This window comes from Streptomyces sp. XD-27, assembly GCF_030553055.1.
In the GTDB taxonomy this organism is placed as follows: Bacteria; Actinomycetota; Actinomycetes; order Streptomycetales; family Streptomycetaceae; genus Streptomyces.
This window is the reverse complement of record NZ_CP130713.1, coordinates 7,010,808-7,026,140: the sequence shown is the minus strand read 5'-3', so window position 1 is coordinate 7,026,140 and position 15,333 is coordinate 7,010,808. Positions and strand designations below refer to the sequence as shown.

The following is a 15,333-nucleotide window of genomic DNA, read 5'->3' as shown; positions in this document are numbered from 1 at the left end:
GAGCCGGAACGGCGGACGCCGGGGCCGCACACCTCACACGGTCGCGGTCCCGCCGTACCCCTGGCCCTGCCCCTTCGGATCCGCCAGCCGGATCTCCTCGCGCAGCTCCTTGATCCTGCTGCTGGTGGCGTACTGGCCGGTGAGCCGGTACATCTCCCGCAGCCGGTCCCAGGTGCGATGCGAGGAGTTGTCCCCGATCGACAGCAGCGCCATCCGGGCGTACCGGTCGGCCTGCTCCGGGTCGTCGGCCAGGAAGCACGAGGACGCGATCGAGATGTGATCGAAGATCGTCGAGCGCTCCCGGCCGCCTTCGCGCATCTCCAGCGCCAACTTGGCGTGGTGCTGCGCGACCCCGGACGCGCCGGGCTCGTGCTCCGCCAGCGTGCGGTAGACCAGCCCCTCCATGCCGTGCAGGTCCGCCTCGTTGAACAACTGCATCCAACTCGGCGGCGGCACGTCCCCTTTGTCGGAGACGAACAGCTCCTCCGCCTCGCCCAGGGTACGGCGCACGGCCTGGCCGTTGCCCTTGACCGCCTGCGCCCACGCCTCGATGGTGGCGAACATGGCGCGGGTGCGCGGCAGGGTCTCCTCCCCCGCCCCGGACTTGGCCAGCTTCATCAGGTCGAGCGCGTCGTCGGGCCTGCCGAGGTGCACCATCTGCCGGGCGCCGCGGGACAGGGCCTCGCTGGCGCGCGGCCGGTCCCCGCCCTCGCGGGCGGCGTGCGCCGCGATGAGGAAGTACTTCTGCGCCGTCGGCTCCAGACCGACGTCGTGCGACATCCAGCCCGCGAGCACCGCGAGATCGGCCGCGACGCCCCACAACCTGCGCTGCAGATGGTCGGGGTGGCGGAAGGAGAGCATGCCGCCCACCTCGTTGAGCTGGCCCACCACCGCCTTGCGCTGCAGCCCGCCGCCGCGGGAGGCGTCCCAGGCGCGGAAGATGTCCACCGAGCGCTCCAGCGCGGCGACTTCCGTGGAGCCGACGGGCGCCGCCTCGTAGGGGTCGAAGCCCGCCGGTTCGGCGTTCAGGGGGGTGTCGAGTCGGGGGCGTCGGTGGCGAGGGCCGGGTCGGTGTGCAGCCAGTCGTACATGGCGTTGCTGAGTACTGAGCCTGCGGCGAGCGCCGCTCCGGCGCCCACCAAGCCGCGTCGGTTGAACATAAGGTCCATTCCCGTGAATTCGGTGAGGACCCCGGCCACACGATCGGGCGCCCAGGGCAGGGAGTCGCCGGACTTCCTTCTCCCCGTGCGTCGTTGTCGCCCGAAACCGAGGTCTTCGGTGGTCACAACACGACCGAGACGCTCGGTGAACAGGGCTGCCAAGACCTTCGGCACGGGATCGCGCGGCGTCTCGCCGGTCTCGATCCAGCGCCGGACCCGAGAGGTGTCGGTCGCCAGTTGCGGATAGCCCATGGCTGCCGCTTTCCGGTTCACGAGCCTCGCGAGCTCCCCTTTGGACCATCCGGCGAGACCGAACAAGTCCGCAAGTCGGGCGTTGGGTTCCCTCGTCACGTCAAGCCCCCAGGTTCCTCGGCTGGTTTCGACATTAACCACCTGTCACGGGCCACGCGACTATTCGCCAGGGTTCGCTACCCCCGCCATTTGGTGCGCCACCCACGACGGGGTGTGGTGTAGGAACGCGCCCCCGGCCCGGCGGCCGGACCGCATTCCCCAGGGTGCGGCCTCGCGGCCCGGGGCCGGGGACGCACGCAACTCGTCGGCACGCGAAGGGATCTGTATTGCCCATGTACGCAGCATCGTCCTCCGTGTCCGCTCCATCCCGGCCCTACCGCCAGCCGCACCCCGGCGGAGGGCCCTTCCTCGACCCCACCCATGGCGGACGGGCACGGCGAGCCCAGGCACTCGCGCCGCAGCCGCTGGGCGGACGGCTCGACCTGTCCGGCCCGCAGGGCGCGCAGCTGCGCACGGCGATCACCGCGGTGCACCGGATCTGCCCGGAGTTCAACCCCGTCCAGGTGCTCCGGCGGAGCGGGCGGACCGTACTCCTGGTGGGCACCACAGGGCGCAGCACCGCGGTGGCCAAGTGCCTGCTGGACCACTCGTCGGCGTGGGCGGAGCGGTTCCAAGGAGAAATAGCGACATACCGCACGTTCGTCCGGCACCGACCCCCGGTGCGCGTACCCCGGCTGATCGCCGCGGACCCGGACAACTGCACACTGGTCATCGAGCGGATGCCCGGCCGGGTCGCGGCCGCCCAGCGGCATCCGGTCGAGCCGCCGCCCCGGGCCGACATCCGGGCCGCGATCGCCGCGATCTGCCGGATCAACGGCTGGCGCCCGCCGGCCGGCCGGTTCGACGCGCCGCTCGACTACGGCGCCCGGCTGACGCGCTACCACGAGCTGGGGCTGCTCACCGACCGGGACATGGGCGACCTGCAGAAGCTCATGCACGGGCTGGCGCACGCCCCGGGGCGGCAGAGCCGCGGCCAGTTCTGCCACGGCGACGCCCTGCTCAACAACATCCTGCTCTCCCCCGCCGGCCCGGTGCTGATCGACTGGGACCACGCGGGCTGGTACCTGCCCGGGTACGACCTGGCGACGCTGTGGACCGCGCTCGGCGACGCCCCCGGCGCGCGGCGCGAGATCAGCGGGCTGGCGCAGGCGGACGGCCCGGCGGCACGGGACGCCTTCCTGGTGAACCTGATGCTCGTACTGACCCGGGAGATCCGCCGGTACGAGACGGCCGTGCAGCGCACCATGACCGACCCGGCTCCGGTGACGCCGGGCGCGGCCGCGGCCGGCGAGGAGCACCGGTTGCTGCTGCGCAGGCTGCACGACGACTGCGCGCTCGCACGGCGTGCGGTACGGGCCGCGGTGGGGACCCGCTGACCGACGGAGGAGCGCCACCGGTGGCGGACCGGTGGCGCGGGCGCCGACACGCCAACCCGCCTTGTCACGGACATGATTGACGGAACATCCGGCAGCGATTACCTCTAGGTGCAGTTCGGCCCCGCACCGGCCGGCCGGCGCCACACCACCTGGGGACACCTCCCGGGCCGGGGGCGCATGGCACGGCCCACCCCGAGGAGGCTGCATTGCGAGGATCCCCCCAGCCACGCGCCCGTACCCGAACCGCCCGCCGCACGATCGGCCTGCGGGCCGCGGGCGCCGCCGCGGCCACGGCCCTGCTCCTGCCCCTGCTCGCCGCGGCGCCGTCCGCCACGGCGGCCCCGCCGCGGTCCGACACCCTCCAGCGGGCCTTCGCCGACGCGGCCGAGCGGTACCACGTACCGCGGAGCGTGCTGCTGGGCGTGTCGTATCTGGAGTCCCGCTGGGACGGGCACCGGGGCGCGCCGAGCGTCACCGGCGGCTACGGCCCGATGCACCTCACCGACGCGGCGACCGCCCTGGCCGAGGCGCCGCACCACGGACACGGCACCGAGGACGCGCGCGGGGACTCCGCGCGCGCGGTGCGGACCGCCGATGCCGAACGGCCCGCGGCGCCCGCGCCGGCCTCGCTCCCGGCGCGGCTGCGCACCCTGGAGCGCGCGGCGGAGCTGACCGGACTGGCCGCCGACGCGCTGCGCCGCGACGAGGCGGCCAACGTGCGCGGTGGCGCCGCGCTGCTGGCAGCCACCCAGCGCAGACTGGGGCTGCCGCTGAGTGCCGACCCCGCCGACTGGTACGCCGCCGTGGCGGACTACTCCGGGGCCTCGGACGCCGGCACCGCCAAGGTCTTCGCCGACGACGTCTTCACGGTGATCCGCGACGGCGAGCGGCGCGTCACCGAGGCGGGCCAGCGGGTGGTGCTCGACGCCGCCCCCTCGCTCACCCCCAGGACCCGGCAGCTGAGCGCGCTGGGGCTGCGGCGGCAGGCCCGGGACGGGCACGTGGAGTGCCCCTGGACCGTGGCGTGCGAGTGGATCCCGGCCCCGTACCAGGACCTCGGGGACGGCGACTACGGCAACCACGACAAGGGCAGCCGCCCGGTGTCCCAGAAGATCGACTACATCGTCATCCACGACACCGAGGCCACGTGGGACACCACCCTGAAGCTGGTGCAGGACCCGAAATACGTGTCCTGGCACTACTCGCTGCGCTCCGCCGACGGGCACATCGCGCAGCATCTGGCCACCAGGGACATCGGCTGGCACGCGGGCAACTGGTACGTCAACGCCAAGTCCGTGGGCCTGGAGCACGAGGGGTTCCTGGCCGCGCCCGACGCCTGGTACACGGAGGCGATGTACCGCACCTCCGCCCGGCTGGTGCGGCACCTGGCGGGGAAGTACGGCATCCCGCTGGACCGGCAGCACATCCTGGGGCACGACACCGTGCCGGGCACCCTGACCCCGGCGATCAAGGGCATGCACACCGACCCCGGCCCGTACTGGGACTGGGCGCACTACTTCAGGCTGCTGGGCGCGCCCTTCACCCGTACGGCCGGGCCGCACGGCGGTCTGGTCACCATCCGCCCCGACTACGACACGCACCAGCCGCTGTACACGGGCTGCGTGAAGCCCGCCGACGCGTGCCCGCCGCACGGCTCGGGTGCGGTGCGGCTGCACACCGCGCCGAGCGACACGGCTCCGCTGGTCCAGGACATCGGGCTGCGACCCGACGGCGGCCCGTCGACCACCGGCGTCAACGACACGGGCGCGCGGGCGTCCACGGGCCAGCGATACGCGGTCGCGGAGCGCGCCGGCGACTGGACGGCGATCTGGTACCTGGGGCAGAAGGCGTGGTTCCGCAACCCGGCGGGGCAGCCGACCGCGGTGGACGCCGCCGGGTGGGTCGTGACGCCGAAGGAGGGGTCGGCCGAGGTACCGGTGTACGGACGCGCGTACCCGGAGAAGGAGGCGTACCCGGAGGGCGTCCCGGTGCAGGCGGTCTCGCCGCTGCCGTACAAGCTGCTCGCGGGGCAGCGCTACGCCCTGGGGCTCGCGACCCGCGGCGAGTATCTGTGGGCGACGACGTTCGACCCCGCCGGGCACAAGGTGGTGCGGGGTGCGGAGACGTACTACCAGATCCAGTTCGGGCACCGGGTGGCGTTCGTGAAGGCCGGCGATGTGACGGTGCGTCATTCGGCGGGGTGGTAGACCGGGCCCCTGGGCACGCGCGCGGCGTCCGCCGGACACCCGGCCCCGTACGCCGCGCGTGTGCCGCCCCGCCGGAGCGGGCGGTCAGCCCTGCTGGAACATCTCCGCGGGCAGCGGCTTGAGCAGCCGGTAGAGGTCGTCGGTGATCGGCCGGTCCCAGCTGGCGATGGTCACGAGCACGCCGTCGCTGCGGTCGAACTGGACACAGGAGACCCGGCTCTCGGAGATCTTGATCCGGCGCACGATGAGCAGGTTGTCCTCGTGCATCACCGGGGTGTCCTCGGTGTCCAGCACCTCCACCGGCTCCTCGTTGCCGAGGGCGGAGAGGAGCTGCGTGACCTCGAACGGCACCTGGCCCTCGGCCAGCTCGCGGACCGGCGACCCCGCCGGCAGATTGCCGATGATCATGGCTGGTCCGCGGCCGCCGAACAGGTCGTAGCGCAGGAAGACCCCCTGGCAGCTGCCGTCCGGCGCGGGCAGCAGTCCGGCCCCGAGATCGCCGGGCCAGTCGCCCGGGTCCATGGCAAGGACGTCGAAGTCCGGGCCGGTGGGTGTGGGAGCGCTGCGGCGGCGGAGGAACGACATGGGGACATGGTACGTGTCCGGCGGCCCGCCACGCCGCGCGGGGAGCGGCCGGCACGGTCCCGGACGGCTGCCCCGCGCGGCCGGTCAGCGGGCCTGCCGGTCGGCGTCCTCGCCGGGCTCTATCAGGGTGGCGAGCCCGGACCGGTTGGTGCCGACCTTGCGGTAGACGTTGGACAGCAGCCGGGCCACGTCCTGCTCGGTCATCCCCAGCTCGTCCGCGATACGGACGTCGGGCTCCCCGGCCGCGGCGCGCTCGGCGGCGGCCTGCTCCTGCCGGGTGAGGGTGCCGCTCTCCGCGACGCGCAGCTGCATGGGGCGGAGCCCGATGGCGGACAGCTCGTCGCGGGCGCGGGCCACCAGCGCGTCGGCGCCGCAGTGGAGGGCGCCCTCCAGTCCCCGGTAGAGCCGGTCGCCCGCTTCCTGGGGCAGGCCGAGCCGCCGCAGCGCGGCGCCGTGGTCGACCAGCGCCAGCGCGAGGTCGTAGGCGGACGGCGAGCGCTCCAGGTGGCTGACGGCCTCGGCGAGGAGCTTGATCCGCTCCGGTCCCCTGGCCACGGTCGCGGCGCTGTGCAGGGCCTGGCCGATGGCGGACGCGGTGCCGAACTGCCGGGCCCGGCGTACCGCTTCGTGGGAGACCTCCAGGGCGCGGTCGGGTTCGGTGTGCGCGAGGGCCTGGGAGAGGTGGAGCTGCCAGGGGCACCAGGCGGGGTTGCGCATCCCGCGCCGGTCGAGCCGACGGCCGGCCGCGGTGAGCTGCTGCCGTGCCTCGCGGTGCAGGTTGCCGGCCAGCAGCAGTTCGCCGTAGACGGCCTGGGAGTCCGGGTACACCACGGCCTCGGGGACCACGCGGCCGTACCCGTGGGCGGCGGCCATCTCCTGTGCCTCGGCGACCCGGCCGGTGGCGAGCAGCGTCTGGACGAGGGTGCCGACCGCGGCCCACTGGGCGGGCGTGGAGGTGCCGACCCGGGCGGCGATCCGCAGTCCCTCGCGGACCAGTTCCTCGGCCTCGGCGAGCCGGCCGCGCCGGTAGCGGATGTACCCGAGCAGGGTGAGCCCGAACGCGAGGTGGGAGCCGCGCCAGCCCTTGCGCTCGCATGCGGCGATGCCCTCGCTGAACAGCTCCTCGGCGCGTCCGGGCTCGTCGCAGTACATGAAGGTGAGGGCGACGCTGACGGGGACCTCGAAGCCCCAGTCGTCCTCGGTCCAGCTGAGCCCGCCGCCGAGGGCCTCCTCGGCGTAGCGCAGGGCGGTGCCGGAGGGTTCGCCGCGCACCACCGCGTCGAAGGCCCGCAGCCCCAGCAGATAGCGCTCCGCCCGTCCGCGGCCGCCGAGCCGGTCGACGAGCCGGGCCAGCCGCCGGGAGCGGGCGGGTGAGTCCTCCTCGTCGGCGCGGAAGGCGTTCCAGGTGAACTGCTCGACCTGCATGCGCAGCCGGGTCCTGGTGCTGGCGGCCCGCCGGGCCTCTTCGGCGACGGTGCGCTCCGCCTCGGCCATCCGGCCGCTGTGCGCGTACGCCTGGGCGAGCCGGACGGTGACCGCTTCGCGGAGCGCGGGGTCCAGGATCGGCTCGTCGAGGGCGGCCCGCAGGTGGTTGACGGTCGTCGCGGGTTCGGTGAGGGCGGCGGAGCAGCCGAGTTCGAACAGGACGGCGGCCCGGTCGTCCAGGCTCGGCGGCTCGCGCAGGGCCCGCTCCAGGCAGCGGCGCGCGGCGTCCGGGGCGCCGGCGCGCAGGAAGTCGCGGGCCGCCTCGCGGAGCTGGCCGACCACCCAGGTGTCGCCCTCGGGGTGCATCTCCAGCATGTGCCGGCTGGCGGCGAGCGCGCCGCGGCCCGCGTCGATGACGACGGTGGCGGCCTGGCCGTGCATCGCGACGCGCATGGCGGGCGGGATCGACCGGTACACGGCGGTGGCGATCGTCGGGTGGAAGAACTCGACCTGGTCCTGGCCGGGTCCGCCGCGGGCGAGGATCCGGGCGCCGCGGAGTCCCGCGATGAGCTCGGCGGTCCGCCCGGCGCTGAGGGCGGCGATGTTGGCGGCCAGTGCCGGGGTGGCCTCGGCGCCGAGCACGGCGATGGCCATGGCGAGGCGGACGGCCTCGCTGCCGAGCCGCTCCATCCGCTCGCACAGGCCGTTCTCCTTGGCCGTGGAGACCAGTCCGCGCAGCTCGGCGATGTTCGCCGACAGGGGTTTGAGGTCGCGGTCGCGGACCTTGGCGGCCAGTTCGGTGACCTCGAACGGGTTGCCGCCGGTGACGGCCCAGCACTCGCGGCAGAACGCGTCGTCGGCGTCCTCGCCGAGCCGGTCGCGCAGCAGGCGGCCGACCGCGTGCGGGGTCAGCGGGGCCAGCACGTGCGGCCGGGAGCCCTGGCGCTCGGTGAGCCTGCGGAAGGCGACGGCGTCCGCCGACAGGTCGTCGGGACGGTAGCCAGTGGCGAGGAGCAGGGGCAGGTCCGCGGTGCGGGGCGCGAACGCGGTGAGCCAGTCCAGGGACTCGGCGTCCGCCCAGTGCGCGTCGTCCAGGATGATGACGACCGGTGCCTGCTGCACGGCGAACCGGGTGACGAGCCAGTCGATGCCGTCGCGGACGCCTTGCGGGTCGGGGGCGCCGCCGCCCGAGGGGACCACCAGTCCGACGGCGGGCGCCACGATGTCGTACCAGCTGCCCAGGATGGCGCGTTGCTCCTCCTCGGCCGCCGCCGCGAGCACCGGCTGCACGAGCTGGCGTACGACGTGGAAGGCCACGCCCTGTTCGTGTTCGCCGCCGCGCGCGGACAGCACGGTGCAGCCGCGGTCCAGCGCGCCGCGGCGCAGCTCGCCCAGGAGCACGGTCTTGCCGACGCCCGCCGGGCCCGCGAACGCGATCACCCCTCCGGTGGCGACCAGGCCGGCTCCGGCTCGGGCTCCGATCCCGCAGAGATCGTCCAATATGCTGTCGACCGCGTCGAGTTCGGAGTCCCGCTCCAGTAACCCGCGGCTCTTTCGGCCCCCGCTGTCCACGCCCTCGATCATACTCCGTCCCTTTCGGCAGGTAACGCTGAGCGTAGTACTGCGGGACGCTCCGTAGCACCCCCATGGGCGAATTCGGGCTGGCATGAGCCACTGGCACACGCCAATTCGACAATGACACTTTCGGTCGGACCGTGATCACGGAACGATAGGGCTTCGTTGAAGTCCGAGCCTATTTTCAGACAACCTGCTCGATTGCCGTTGACCAGCCATGCGACTGAGGGCGGTGGGGGAACGATGGACATGACGGTACGACCACGAGCCCAGCGATCGGAGCTTGCGCGGCGGATCGCGCTGCTCGACATCCCGGCCGGACGTGCGGTCAGCCCGGACGGCGAAGCCGCCCGCGTCCACACCATCAACTGGTTACGCCGGTTCGGCGTCTTCGCGGAGGACGCGGCGGTCGCGGAGTACGACGCGCTGCGCCTGGACCGGCTGTCGGCGCTGTTCTGGCCGCAGGCCACCGGCGCCGAACTCGACCTGGCGAACGACATCAACGGCTGGGTCTTCGTCTTCGACGACCAGTTCGACGGCGCGCTGGGCTGCCGGCCGGATGCCGTGTCCCGGCTCGTGGACGACCTCGTGGGCATCACCCGCGAGCCGACGCCCGCGGTGCCGACCGACGTCGAAGCGCACCCGCTGCTCGCGAGCTTCCGGGACCTGTGGCAGCGCCTCGACTCGGGGATGCCGCCGGTCTGGCGGGAGCGCACCCGGGCCAACTGGGTCGACTATCTGCGCGCCTACACGCGCGAGGCCCAGGGCAAGGCCGAGTTCGCCCCGCGGTCGCTGGCCGCCCTGCTGTCCGTACGGAGGCATTCCATAGGCGTCCACACCTGCCTCGACCTGCACGAACGCTTCAGCGGATACGCCCTGCCGCGCGCGGTGCACGACGGCGCGCTGCTCACCGCGATGCGCGCGGCCGCCGACGACGTCGTCATCTTCGTCAACGACATCGTCTCGCTGGACAAGGAACTGGCGGCGGGCGACGTGTACAACAGCGTCATCCTGTGGCGGGAGCGGGGAGGCTGCACCCTGGAGGGAGCCGTGCGCCACATCGCCGGGCTGGCCAACTCCCGCTACCGGTACTTCGAGGAGCTGGCGGCGCGACTGCCCGCCGCGCTGGCCGAGGGCGGGGCCTCCCCCGAACTCCTGCGGCACGCCGCGCTGTACGCGGACGGGATGCGGCACGTGATGCGCGGCAACGTGACGTGGTCGCTGGAGACCGCTCGATACGACGAGCGGGGCGTCGCCGCCGTGAGCGACGGGCGGCAGCGCCCCTGGGCGGACCTCGCACCGCTCGGCGAACTCACCGCGCCGTAGAGTCCCCACTCATGACGGAACGCGTGAACCTGTGGAAGGCGGGCCTGGGCAGCGTGCCGCCGGAGGTATGGCGGCACACCGGGCTGCGCGTGCTGATCCTGGCGGACAACGCGCTGGCCGAACTGCCCGCCGCCGTCGGGCGGTTACGGCACCTGCACACCCTCGACCTCGGCCACAACCGCCTCACCGGCGTGCCGGACGAGATCGGGGACCTGCCCGCGCTCACCCGCTACCTGTATCTGCACGACAACCGGCTCACCGGGCTCCCGCCCGCCCTCGGCCGCCTGACACGGCTGGCCTATCTCAACATCGGGGAGAACCGCCTCACCCGCCTCCCCGACGAGCTGGGCCGGATGGCGGGACTGGTCGAACTGCGCGCGCAGCACAACGCGCTGGCCGAGCTGCCCGGCACGATCGGGGGCTCGGCTCGCTGCGAGAGCTGTGGCTGCGCGGCAACCGGCTGACAGGGCTGCCGCCGAGCGCCGCGAGGATGCGGGAACTGCGCCTTCTGGAGCTGCGGGAGAACGCCCTGGAGGCCGTGCCCGACGTCCTGCGCGGGCTGCCCCTGCTGCGCCAGGTCGATCTGCGCGGCAACCGGCTGCGCGAGGTCCCGCACTGGATCGCCGGGCTGCCGTGCCTGGAGAAACTGGACCTGCGCTGGATGGACGTCGACGACGACCACGAAGCGCTGCGCGCCCTGCGGGACAGGGGCTGCGTCGTCCTGACCTGACGCCGGTGGCATACGCGGCGCGAGCCGCCCGGTCCCGGGCGGCTCGCGCCGTACTCAGGTGGTGCTCAGACGGTGCTCAGGTGAGGTCGAACTCGCCGTCACGGGCGCCGAGGACGAACGCACGCCATTCCGCCGGGGTGAAGATCAGGGCCGGGCCGTCCGGGTTCCGGCCGTCGCGCATCGCGATGTAGCCCTCCACGAAGGCGATCTCGACATCGCCCTTCCCCTGACTGCTCGACTGCCACTTCGCGTCCGTCAGGTCGAGTTCCGGCTTCTTGCCGCTGTCCAGCCGCTGATCGGTGGTGGTTTCGGCCACGTCCGTAGCTCCTCCCGGTTTTGCCTTCGACGCCCCACCCTAGCGACCGGGCCCAGGGACGGACAGGCCCCGAAGGGGGACGCCTTCGCTGTGGTATAAGGTCCGACGGCGGCCTCGGTCCCGCTGGTCAACCGCTGGGCGGGGCCGCGCCGACCAGCCACATGGCGAAGAACTGCGCGCCCCCGCCGTAGGCGTGGCCGAGGGCGGTGCGCGCGCCGTCGACCTGGTGCGCGCCCGCCCGGCCGCGCACCTGGAGCGCGGCCTCGGCGAAGCGCAGCATGCCGGATGCCCCGATGGGGTTGGTGGACAGCACCCCGCCGGAGGGATTCACGGGCAGGTCGCCGTCGAGCGCGGTGGCGCCGGACTCGGTGAGCTTCCAGCCCTCGCCCGGGGCGGCGAATCCGAGGTTCTCCAGCCACATCGGCTCGTACCAGCTGAACGGCACGTACAACTCCGCCACGTCGATCTCCCGCCGGGGGTCGGTGACGCCCGCCTGCCGGTAGACGGCGGCGGCGCAGTCCCGGCCCGCCCTGGGCGAGACGAAGTCCTTGCCGGGGAAGAGGGTCGGCTCGCTGCGCATGGCGCCGCCGTGCAGCCACGCGGGCGGGTGCGGCGAGCGGGTGGCGCCCGCGCGGTCGGTGAGGACCAACGCGCACGCGCCGTCGGAGGAGGGGCAGGTCTCGGAGTAGCGGACGGGGTCCCACAGCATCGGGGACGCCCGCACCTTCTCCAGGGTGAGGTCCTTCTCGTGGAGGTGCGCGTACGGGTTCCTCAGCGCGTTGCGGCGGTCCTTGTAGGCCACGAGCGCGCCGATGCCCGGCGGCGCGCCGGTGCGCCGGATGTAGGCCCGGATGTGCGGGGCGAAGAAGCCGCCCGCCCCGGCCAGCAGCGGCTGCTGGAAGGGCACCGGCAGGGAGAGCCCCCACATGGCGTTGGACTCGGACTGCTTCTCGAACGCGACGGCCAGGACGGTGCGGTGGCGGCGGGCGGCGACCAGGTCGGCGGCGACGAGCGCGGTGGACCCGCCGACCGAGCCCGCGGTGTGCACCCGCAGCATGGGCTTGCCCACGGCGCCGAGCGCGTCGGCCAGGTACAGCTCGGGCGTCATCACGCCCTCGAAGAAGTCGGGGGCCTTGCCGATCACGACGGCGTCGATGTCCGGCCAATCCGCCTGGGCGTCGTCGAGGGCGCGCCGGGCAGCCTCGCGGACGAGTCCGGCGATCGAGACGTCCAGGCGGGCGGCCCGGTGCTCGGTCTGGCCGATCCCGACGACGGCCACGGGCTCCTTGCTCATGACCCCACCCTCTCGTCCCCTTCCAGTACCGCCACCAGGTTGTGCTGGAGGCACGGCCCCGACGTGGCGTGGGCCAGGGCCCGGTGGGCGTCGCCGCGGTGGATCCGGGCGGCGGCCTCGCCGATCCGGATCAGGCCCGTGGCCATCAGCGGGTTGGCGGCCAGCGCGCCGCCGGACGGGTTGACCGTGGTGTCGTCGTCCAGCCGCAGGGCCCGGCGCAGGACGACCTCCTGCGCGGTGAACGGCGCGTGGATCTCGGCGGTGTCGGCGGGCGCGTCGAAGGCGCCCGCCCGCTCGGCGGCCAGCCGGGTCGAGGGGGACGCCGTCAGGTCCCGTACCCCCAGGGCGTGCGGCTCGATGCGGTGGTCGATCCCGCGGATCCAGGCGGGGCGGTCGCACAGCTCGCGGGCGGTGTCGCCGGCCGCCAGGACGACGGCGGCGGCGCCGTCGCTCACCGGCGGGCAGTCCCCGGTGCGCAGCGGCCGTACGACGTAGTCGCCCATGGGTACGTCACCGGTGAGCTGCGCGTGCGGGTTGCGAGAGGCGGCGGCCCGGTTGCGGGCGGCGATCCGGGCCAGGGCGGGCTCGTCGGTCTCCCCCGCGTCGATGAGCGCCTGGGCCTGGAGAGCGGCGAGCGCGACCGGGTCGGGCCACAGCGGGGCGAGGTAGTACGGGTCGAGGCCGCGGGTCAGCACCTCGCGCAGGTCACCGGGCGAGGACTTGCCGTAGGCGTACACCAGCGCGGTGTCCGCCTGGCCGGTGAGGAGCTTGACCCACGCCTCGTACAGCGCCCACGCCCCGTCCATCTCGACGTGGGACTCGGCGATGGGCGGCCAGGCGCCGACGCCGTCGAGGGCCATGGTGAAGGAGAAGGCGCGGCCCGCGAGGTAGTCGGCGGAGCCGGAGCAGGTGAAGTCGAGCTGCCCGGCGGCGCGGCCGACCCGGCCCAGGACGTCGTGCAGGACGGGCATCAGCATCTCGACCTCGGACAGTTCGCCGGTGCGCCGCCGGTGGTCGGTCTGCGCGAAGGCCACGACGGCCACGTGGCGCGTCACAGCAGGTCCTTGTAGCTGTCGTAGTCGGCGTCGGGTTCGCCGGTGGGGCGGTAGTGGTCGGGGTAGCGGCCGCCGTCGGTCCACACCGGTTCGACGCGCAGGCCCATCCGCACCTGGTCGTACGGGATGCCGCCGACGCGTCCGTGGAGGGCGAGGTCGGCGCCGTCCAGGGCGATGTGGGCGTAGACGTACGGCACGTCGATGGCGAGGTTGCGGGCCTTGATGTTGACGACACAGAAGGTGGTGACGGTGCCGCGCGGACCGACCTCGACCTGTTCGGCGGTGGCCACGCCGCAGGTGGGGCAGGCGCCGCGGGGCGGGACGTGCACCCTGCGGCAGGCCGGGCAGCGTTCGCCGACGGTCCGGTGTTCGGCGAGGGCCCGGAGCCAGCCCGTCTGGGCCCGGCCGGGGGTGTAGGTGTAGTCGAGCCGGGCGGGGGCGGTGACGCGGGTGACGGGGTCGGCGAAGGCGCCGTCGTGGTCCCGGGGCCGGGCGCCGCCCGGTGGCCCTTCGTACGGCTCGAAGCAGGCGATGTCGGTGATGGCGCCGGTGCGCTCCTCGGCCCAGCGGATCCGGACCCGCAGGCCGGTGCGTACGGCGTCGGGCCCGGGCGCGTCCAGGGCGTGCAGCAGGGCGGTGTCGGCGCCGTCCGGCCGCACGAGTACCCAGGCGAACGGGGTGGCCAGGGGCTGGCCGCGGCGCGGGGCCGGATTCCAGGCCCAGGTGGTGACGGTGCCGGTGGGCGCGACCTCGACCAGCTCGCGCAGTTCCTCGGCGGTGACCGGGTCGTACTCGACGGGCGGCACCAGCACCCGGCCGTCGCCGGTCCGCACCCGAGGACGGTGCGCTCGCGCAGCCCGGTGAGGAAGGCGCTCTGGACGGGGCCGAGGGACCGGGTGAAGGGGAACTCCACGACGAGGGGCGCGCTGAGGACTTCGGGCACGTCGAGCTCCTTCGGCCGGGCGGTCGGACGGCGATGCGGTCAGGTGGTCAGGCGGTCGGGCGGCGATGAGGTCAGGCGGTTGGGCGATCAAGCCGTCAGGCCCGGCGGTAGACGGGCGGGCGCTTCTCGGTGAAGGCGCGGGAGCCCTCTTGGGCGTCCTCGGTGGCGAACAGCGGCCAACCGCGCTCGAGTTCGAGTGCCAGCCCGTCGGCCTCGGGCAGTTCGGCGGTGTCGTAGACCGACGCCTTGACGGCCTCGACGGCCAGCGGCCCGTTGGCGTTGATCAGTTCGGCGGTCTCCAGGGCCGTCTCCAGGGCCGTGCCGTCGGGCACGACCCGTCCGACGAGGCCGATCCGCTCGGCCTCGGCGGCGGTGTACGGGCGGCCGGTCAGCAGCATCTCCAGGGCGTGGGTGCGCGGGATCTGGCGGGTGAGGCGGACGGTGGAGCCGCCGATCGGGAACAGGCCGCGGCGGACCTCGAAGAGGCCGAAGGTGGCGCCGTGTCCGGCGACGCGGATGTCGGTGCCCTGGAGGATCTCGGTGCCGCCCGCGACGCAGGGGCCCTCGACGGCGGCGATCACGGGTTTGCGCGGCCGGTGGTGGCGGAGCATGGCCTTCCAGTGCAGGTCGGGGTCGGCCCGCAGCCGCTCCCGCAAGGCGTCGTCCCCGTCGAGCCGTCCGCCGCGGGCCAGCGCCTTGAGGTCCATGCCGGAGCAGAACGCGCCGCCCGCGCCGGTGAGGACGACCGACCGTACGGCGTCGTCGGCGTCGGCGGCGAGCCAGGCGTCGTACAGCCCGACCAGCATGGGGAGGGAGAGGGCGTTCCTTGCCTCCGGCCGGTTCAGGGTGATCACCAGTGTCGCGCCGGCCCGCTCCGCGATCACGTGCTCGGTCCCGCCCATGGGGCCTCCCGTCCTCGGATCCAGAACAGATTGCAGGAGGCGGGCCGCGACTTCAAGAGTTTTCTGACGGACAGTCAGTTTCTTGGGCGGGGGCCTTCCCACCCCCACCGCCCGGCGCTCTAATGGG

General features: G+C 73.8%; 9 protein-coding genes and 3 pseudogenes. 4 read left to right on the top strand and 8 right to left on the bottom strand.

Annotated elements, in window-relative coordinates; translation table 11 throughout:
- Nucleotides 1-33 precede the first annotated feature (33 nt).
- Nucleotides 34-1,511: pseudogene (locus Q3Y56_RS30780) on the bottom strand (hypothetical protein).
- A 233-nt stretch (nucleotides 1,512-1,744) separates the two neighbouring features.
- Here Q3Y56_RS30780 and Q3Y56_RS30775 point away from each other — a divergent pair.
- Together Q3Y56_RS30775 and Q3Y56_RS30770 are read left to right on the top strand one after the other, a co-directional pair.
- Nucleotides 1,745-2,848 (top strand): aminoglycoside phosphotransferase family protein, encoded by a 1,104-nt coding sequence (locus Q3Y56_RS30775; RefSeq protein ID WP_304465019.1) that lies wholly within the window; start codon nucleotides 1,745-1,747, stop codon nucleotides 2,846-2,848.
- 263 nt (nucleotides 2,849-3,111) lie between these two features.
- A complete protein-coding gene (locus Q3Y56_RS30770; protein WP_304465878.1) occupies nucleotides 3,112-5,055 on the top strand; it encodes an N-acetylmuramoyl-L-alanine amidase in 1,944 nt (647 codons plus the stop codon).
- An 84-nt stretch (nucleotides 5,056-5,139) separates the two neighbouring features.
- On the opposite strand, the gene Q3Y56_RS30765 is transcribed toward Q3Y56_RS30770, so the two are convergent.
- Together Q3Y56_RS30765 and Q3Y56_RS30760 are read right to left on the bottom strand one after the other, a co-directional pair.
- Nucleotides 5,140-5,640: a hypothetical protein gene (locus Q3Y56_RS30765; protein ID WP_304465018.1), complete on the bottom strand. Its 501-nt coding sequence runs from the start codon at nucleotides 5,638-5,640 to the stop codon at nucleotides 5,140-5,142.
- An 84-nt stretch (nucleotides 5,641-5,724) separates the two neighbouring features.
- Nucleotides 5,725-8,637 (bottom strand): AAA family ATPase, encoded by a 2,913-nt coding sequence (locus Q3Y56_RS30760; protein ID WP_304465017.1) that lies wholly within the window; start codon nucleotides 8,635-8,637, stop codon nucleotides 5,725-5,727.
- Between the two features lie 252 nt (nucleotides 8,638-8,889).
- Between Q3Y56_RS30760 and Q3Y56_RS30755 the strand changes: the two genes are divergently transcribed.
- Together Q3Y56_RS30755 and Q3Y56_RS30750 are read left to right on the top strand one after the other, a co-directional pair.
- Complete coding sequence (locus Q3Y56_RS30755; RefSeq protein WP_304465016.1) at nucleotides 8,890-9,966, top strand: isoafricanol synthase; 1,077 nt, start codon at nucleotides 8,890-8,892, stop codon at nucleotides 9,964-9,966.
- A gap of 11 nt (nucleotides 9,967-9,977) precedes the next feature.
- Nucleotides 9,978-10,696 (top strand): annotated as a pseudogene (locus Q3Y56_RS30750) (leucine-rich repeat domain-containing protein).
- A 76-nt stretch (nucleotides 10,697-10,772) separates the two neighbouring features.
- Here the strand turns inward: Q3Y56_RS30750 and Q3Y56_RS30745 are convergent.
- From Q3Y56_RS30745 to Q3Y56_RS30725, 5 genes and pseudogenes are all read right to left on the bottom strand, one after another.
- Entirely contained in the window at nucleotides 10,773-11,012 is a 240-nt protein-coding gene (locus Q3Y56_RS30745; protein ID WP_304465015.1) for a DUF397 domain-containing protein, read from the bottom strand.
- A 127-nt stretch (nucleotides 11,013-11,139) separates the two neighbouring features.
- The gene (locus tag Q3Y56_RS30740; RefSeq protein ID WP_304465014.1) at nucleotides 11,140-12,306 is read right to left on the bottom strand and encodes a thiolase domain-containing protein; all 1,167 of its coding nucleotides are present in this window, start codon (nucleotides 12,304-12,306) and stop codon (nucleotides 11,140-11,142) included.
- Nucleotides 12,303-13,361, bottom strand: a complete 1,059-nt coding sequence (locus Q3Y56_RS30735; RefSeq protein WP_304465013.1) for a thiolase domain-containing protein — start codon at nucleotides 13,359-13,361, stop codon at nucleotides 12,303-12,305. The genes Q3Y56_RS30740 and Q3Y56_RS30735 overlap by 4 nt, the downstream gene beginning before the upstream one ends.
- A pseudogene (locus Q3Y56_RS30730) lies at nucleotides 13,358-14,304 on the bottom strand (Zn-ribbon domain-containing OB-fold protein). The gene Q3Y56_RS30735 and the pseudogene Q3Y56_RS30730 overlap by 4 nt, the downstream one beginning before the upstream one ends.
- 95 nt (nucleotides 14,305-14,399) lie before the next feature.
- Complete coding sequence (locus tag Q3Y56_RS30725) at nucleotides 14,400-15,206, bottom strand: crotonase/enoyl-CoA hydratase family protein (protein ID WP_304465012.1); 807 nt, start codon at nucleotides 15,204-15,206, stop codon at nucleotides 14,400-14,402.
- Nucleotides 15,207-15,333 lie beyond the last annotated feature (127 nt).

Coding starts and splice junctions, on each gene's coding strand:
- Q3Y56_RS30775 (WP_304465019.1), top strand. CDS start 1,745: ATGTACGCAGCATCGTCCTCCGTGTCCGCTCCATCCCGGCCCTACCGC.
- Q3Y56_RS30765 (WP_304465018.1), bottom strand. CDS start 5,640: ATGTCGTTCCTCCGCCGCCGCAGCGCTCCCACACCCACCGGCCCGGAC.
- Q3Y56_RS30755 (WP_304465016.1), top strand. CDS start 8,890: ATGACGGTACGACCACGAGCCCAGCGATCGGAGCTTGCGCGGCGGATC.
- Q3Y56_RS30740 (WP_304465014.1), bottom strand. CDS start 12,306: ATGAGCAAGGAGCCCGTGGCCGTCGTCGGGATCGGCCAGACCGAGCAC.
- Q3Y56_RS30725 (WP_304465012.1), bottom strand. CDS start 15,206: ATGGGCGGGACCGAGCACGTGATCGCGGAGCGGGCCGGCGCGACACTG.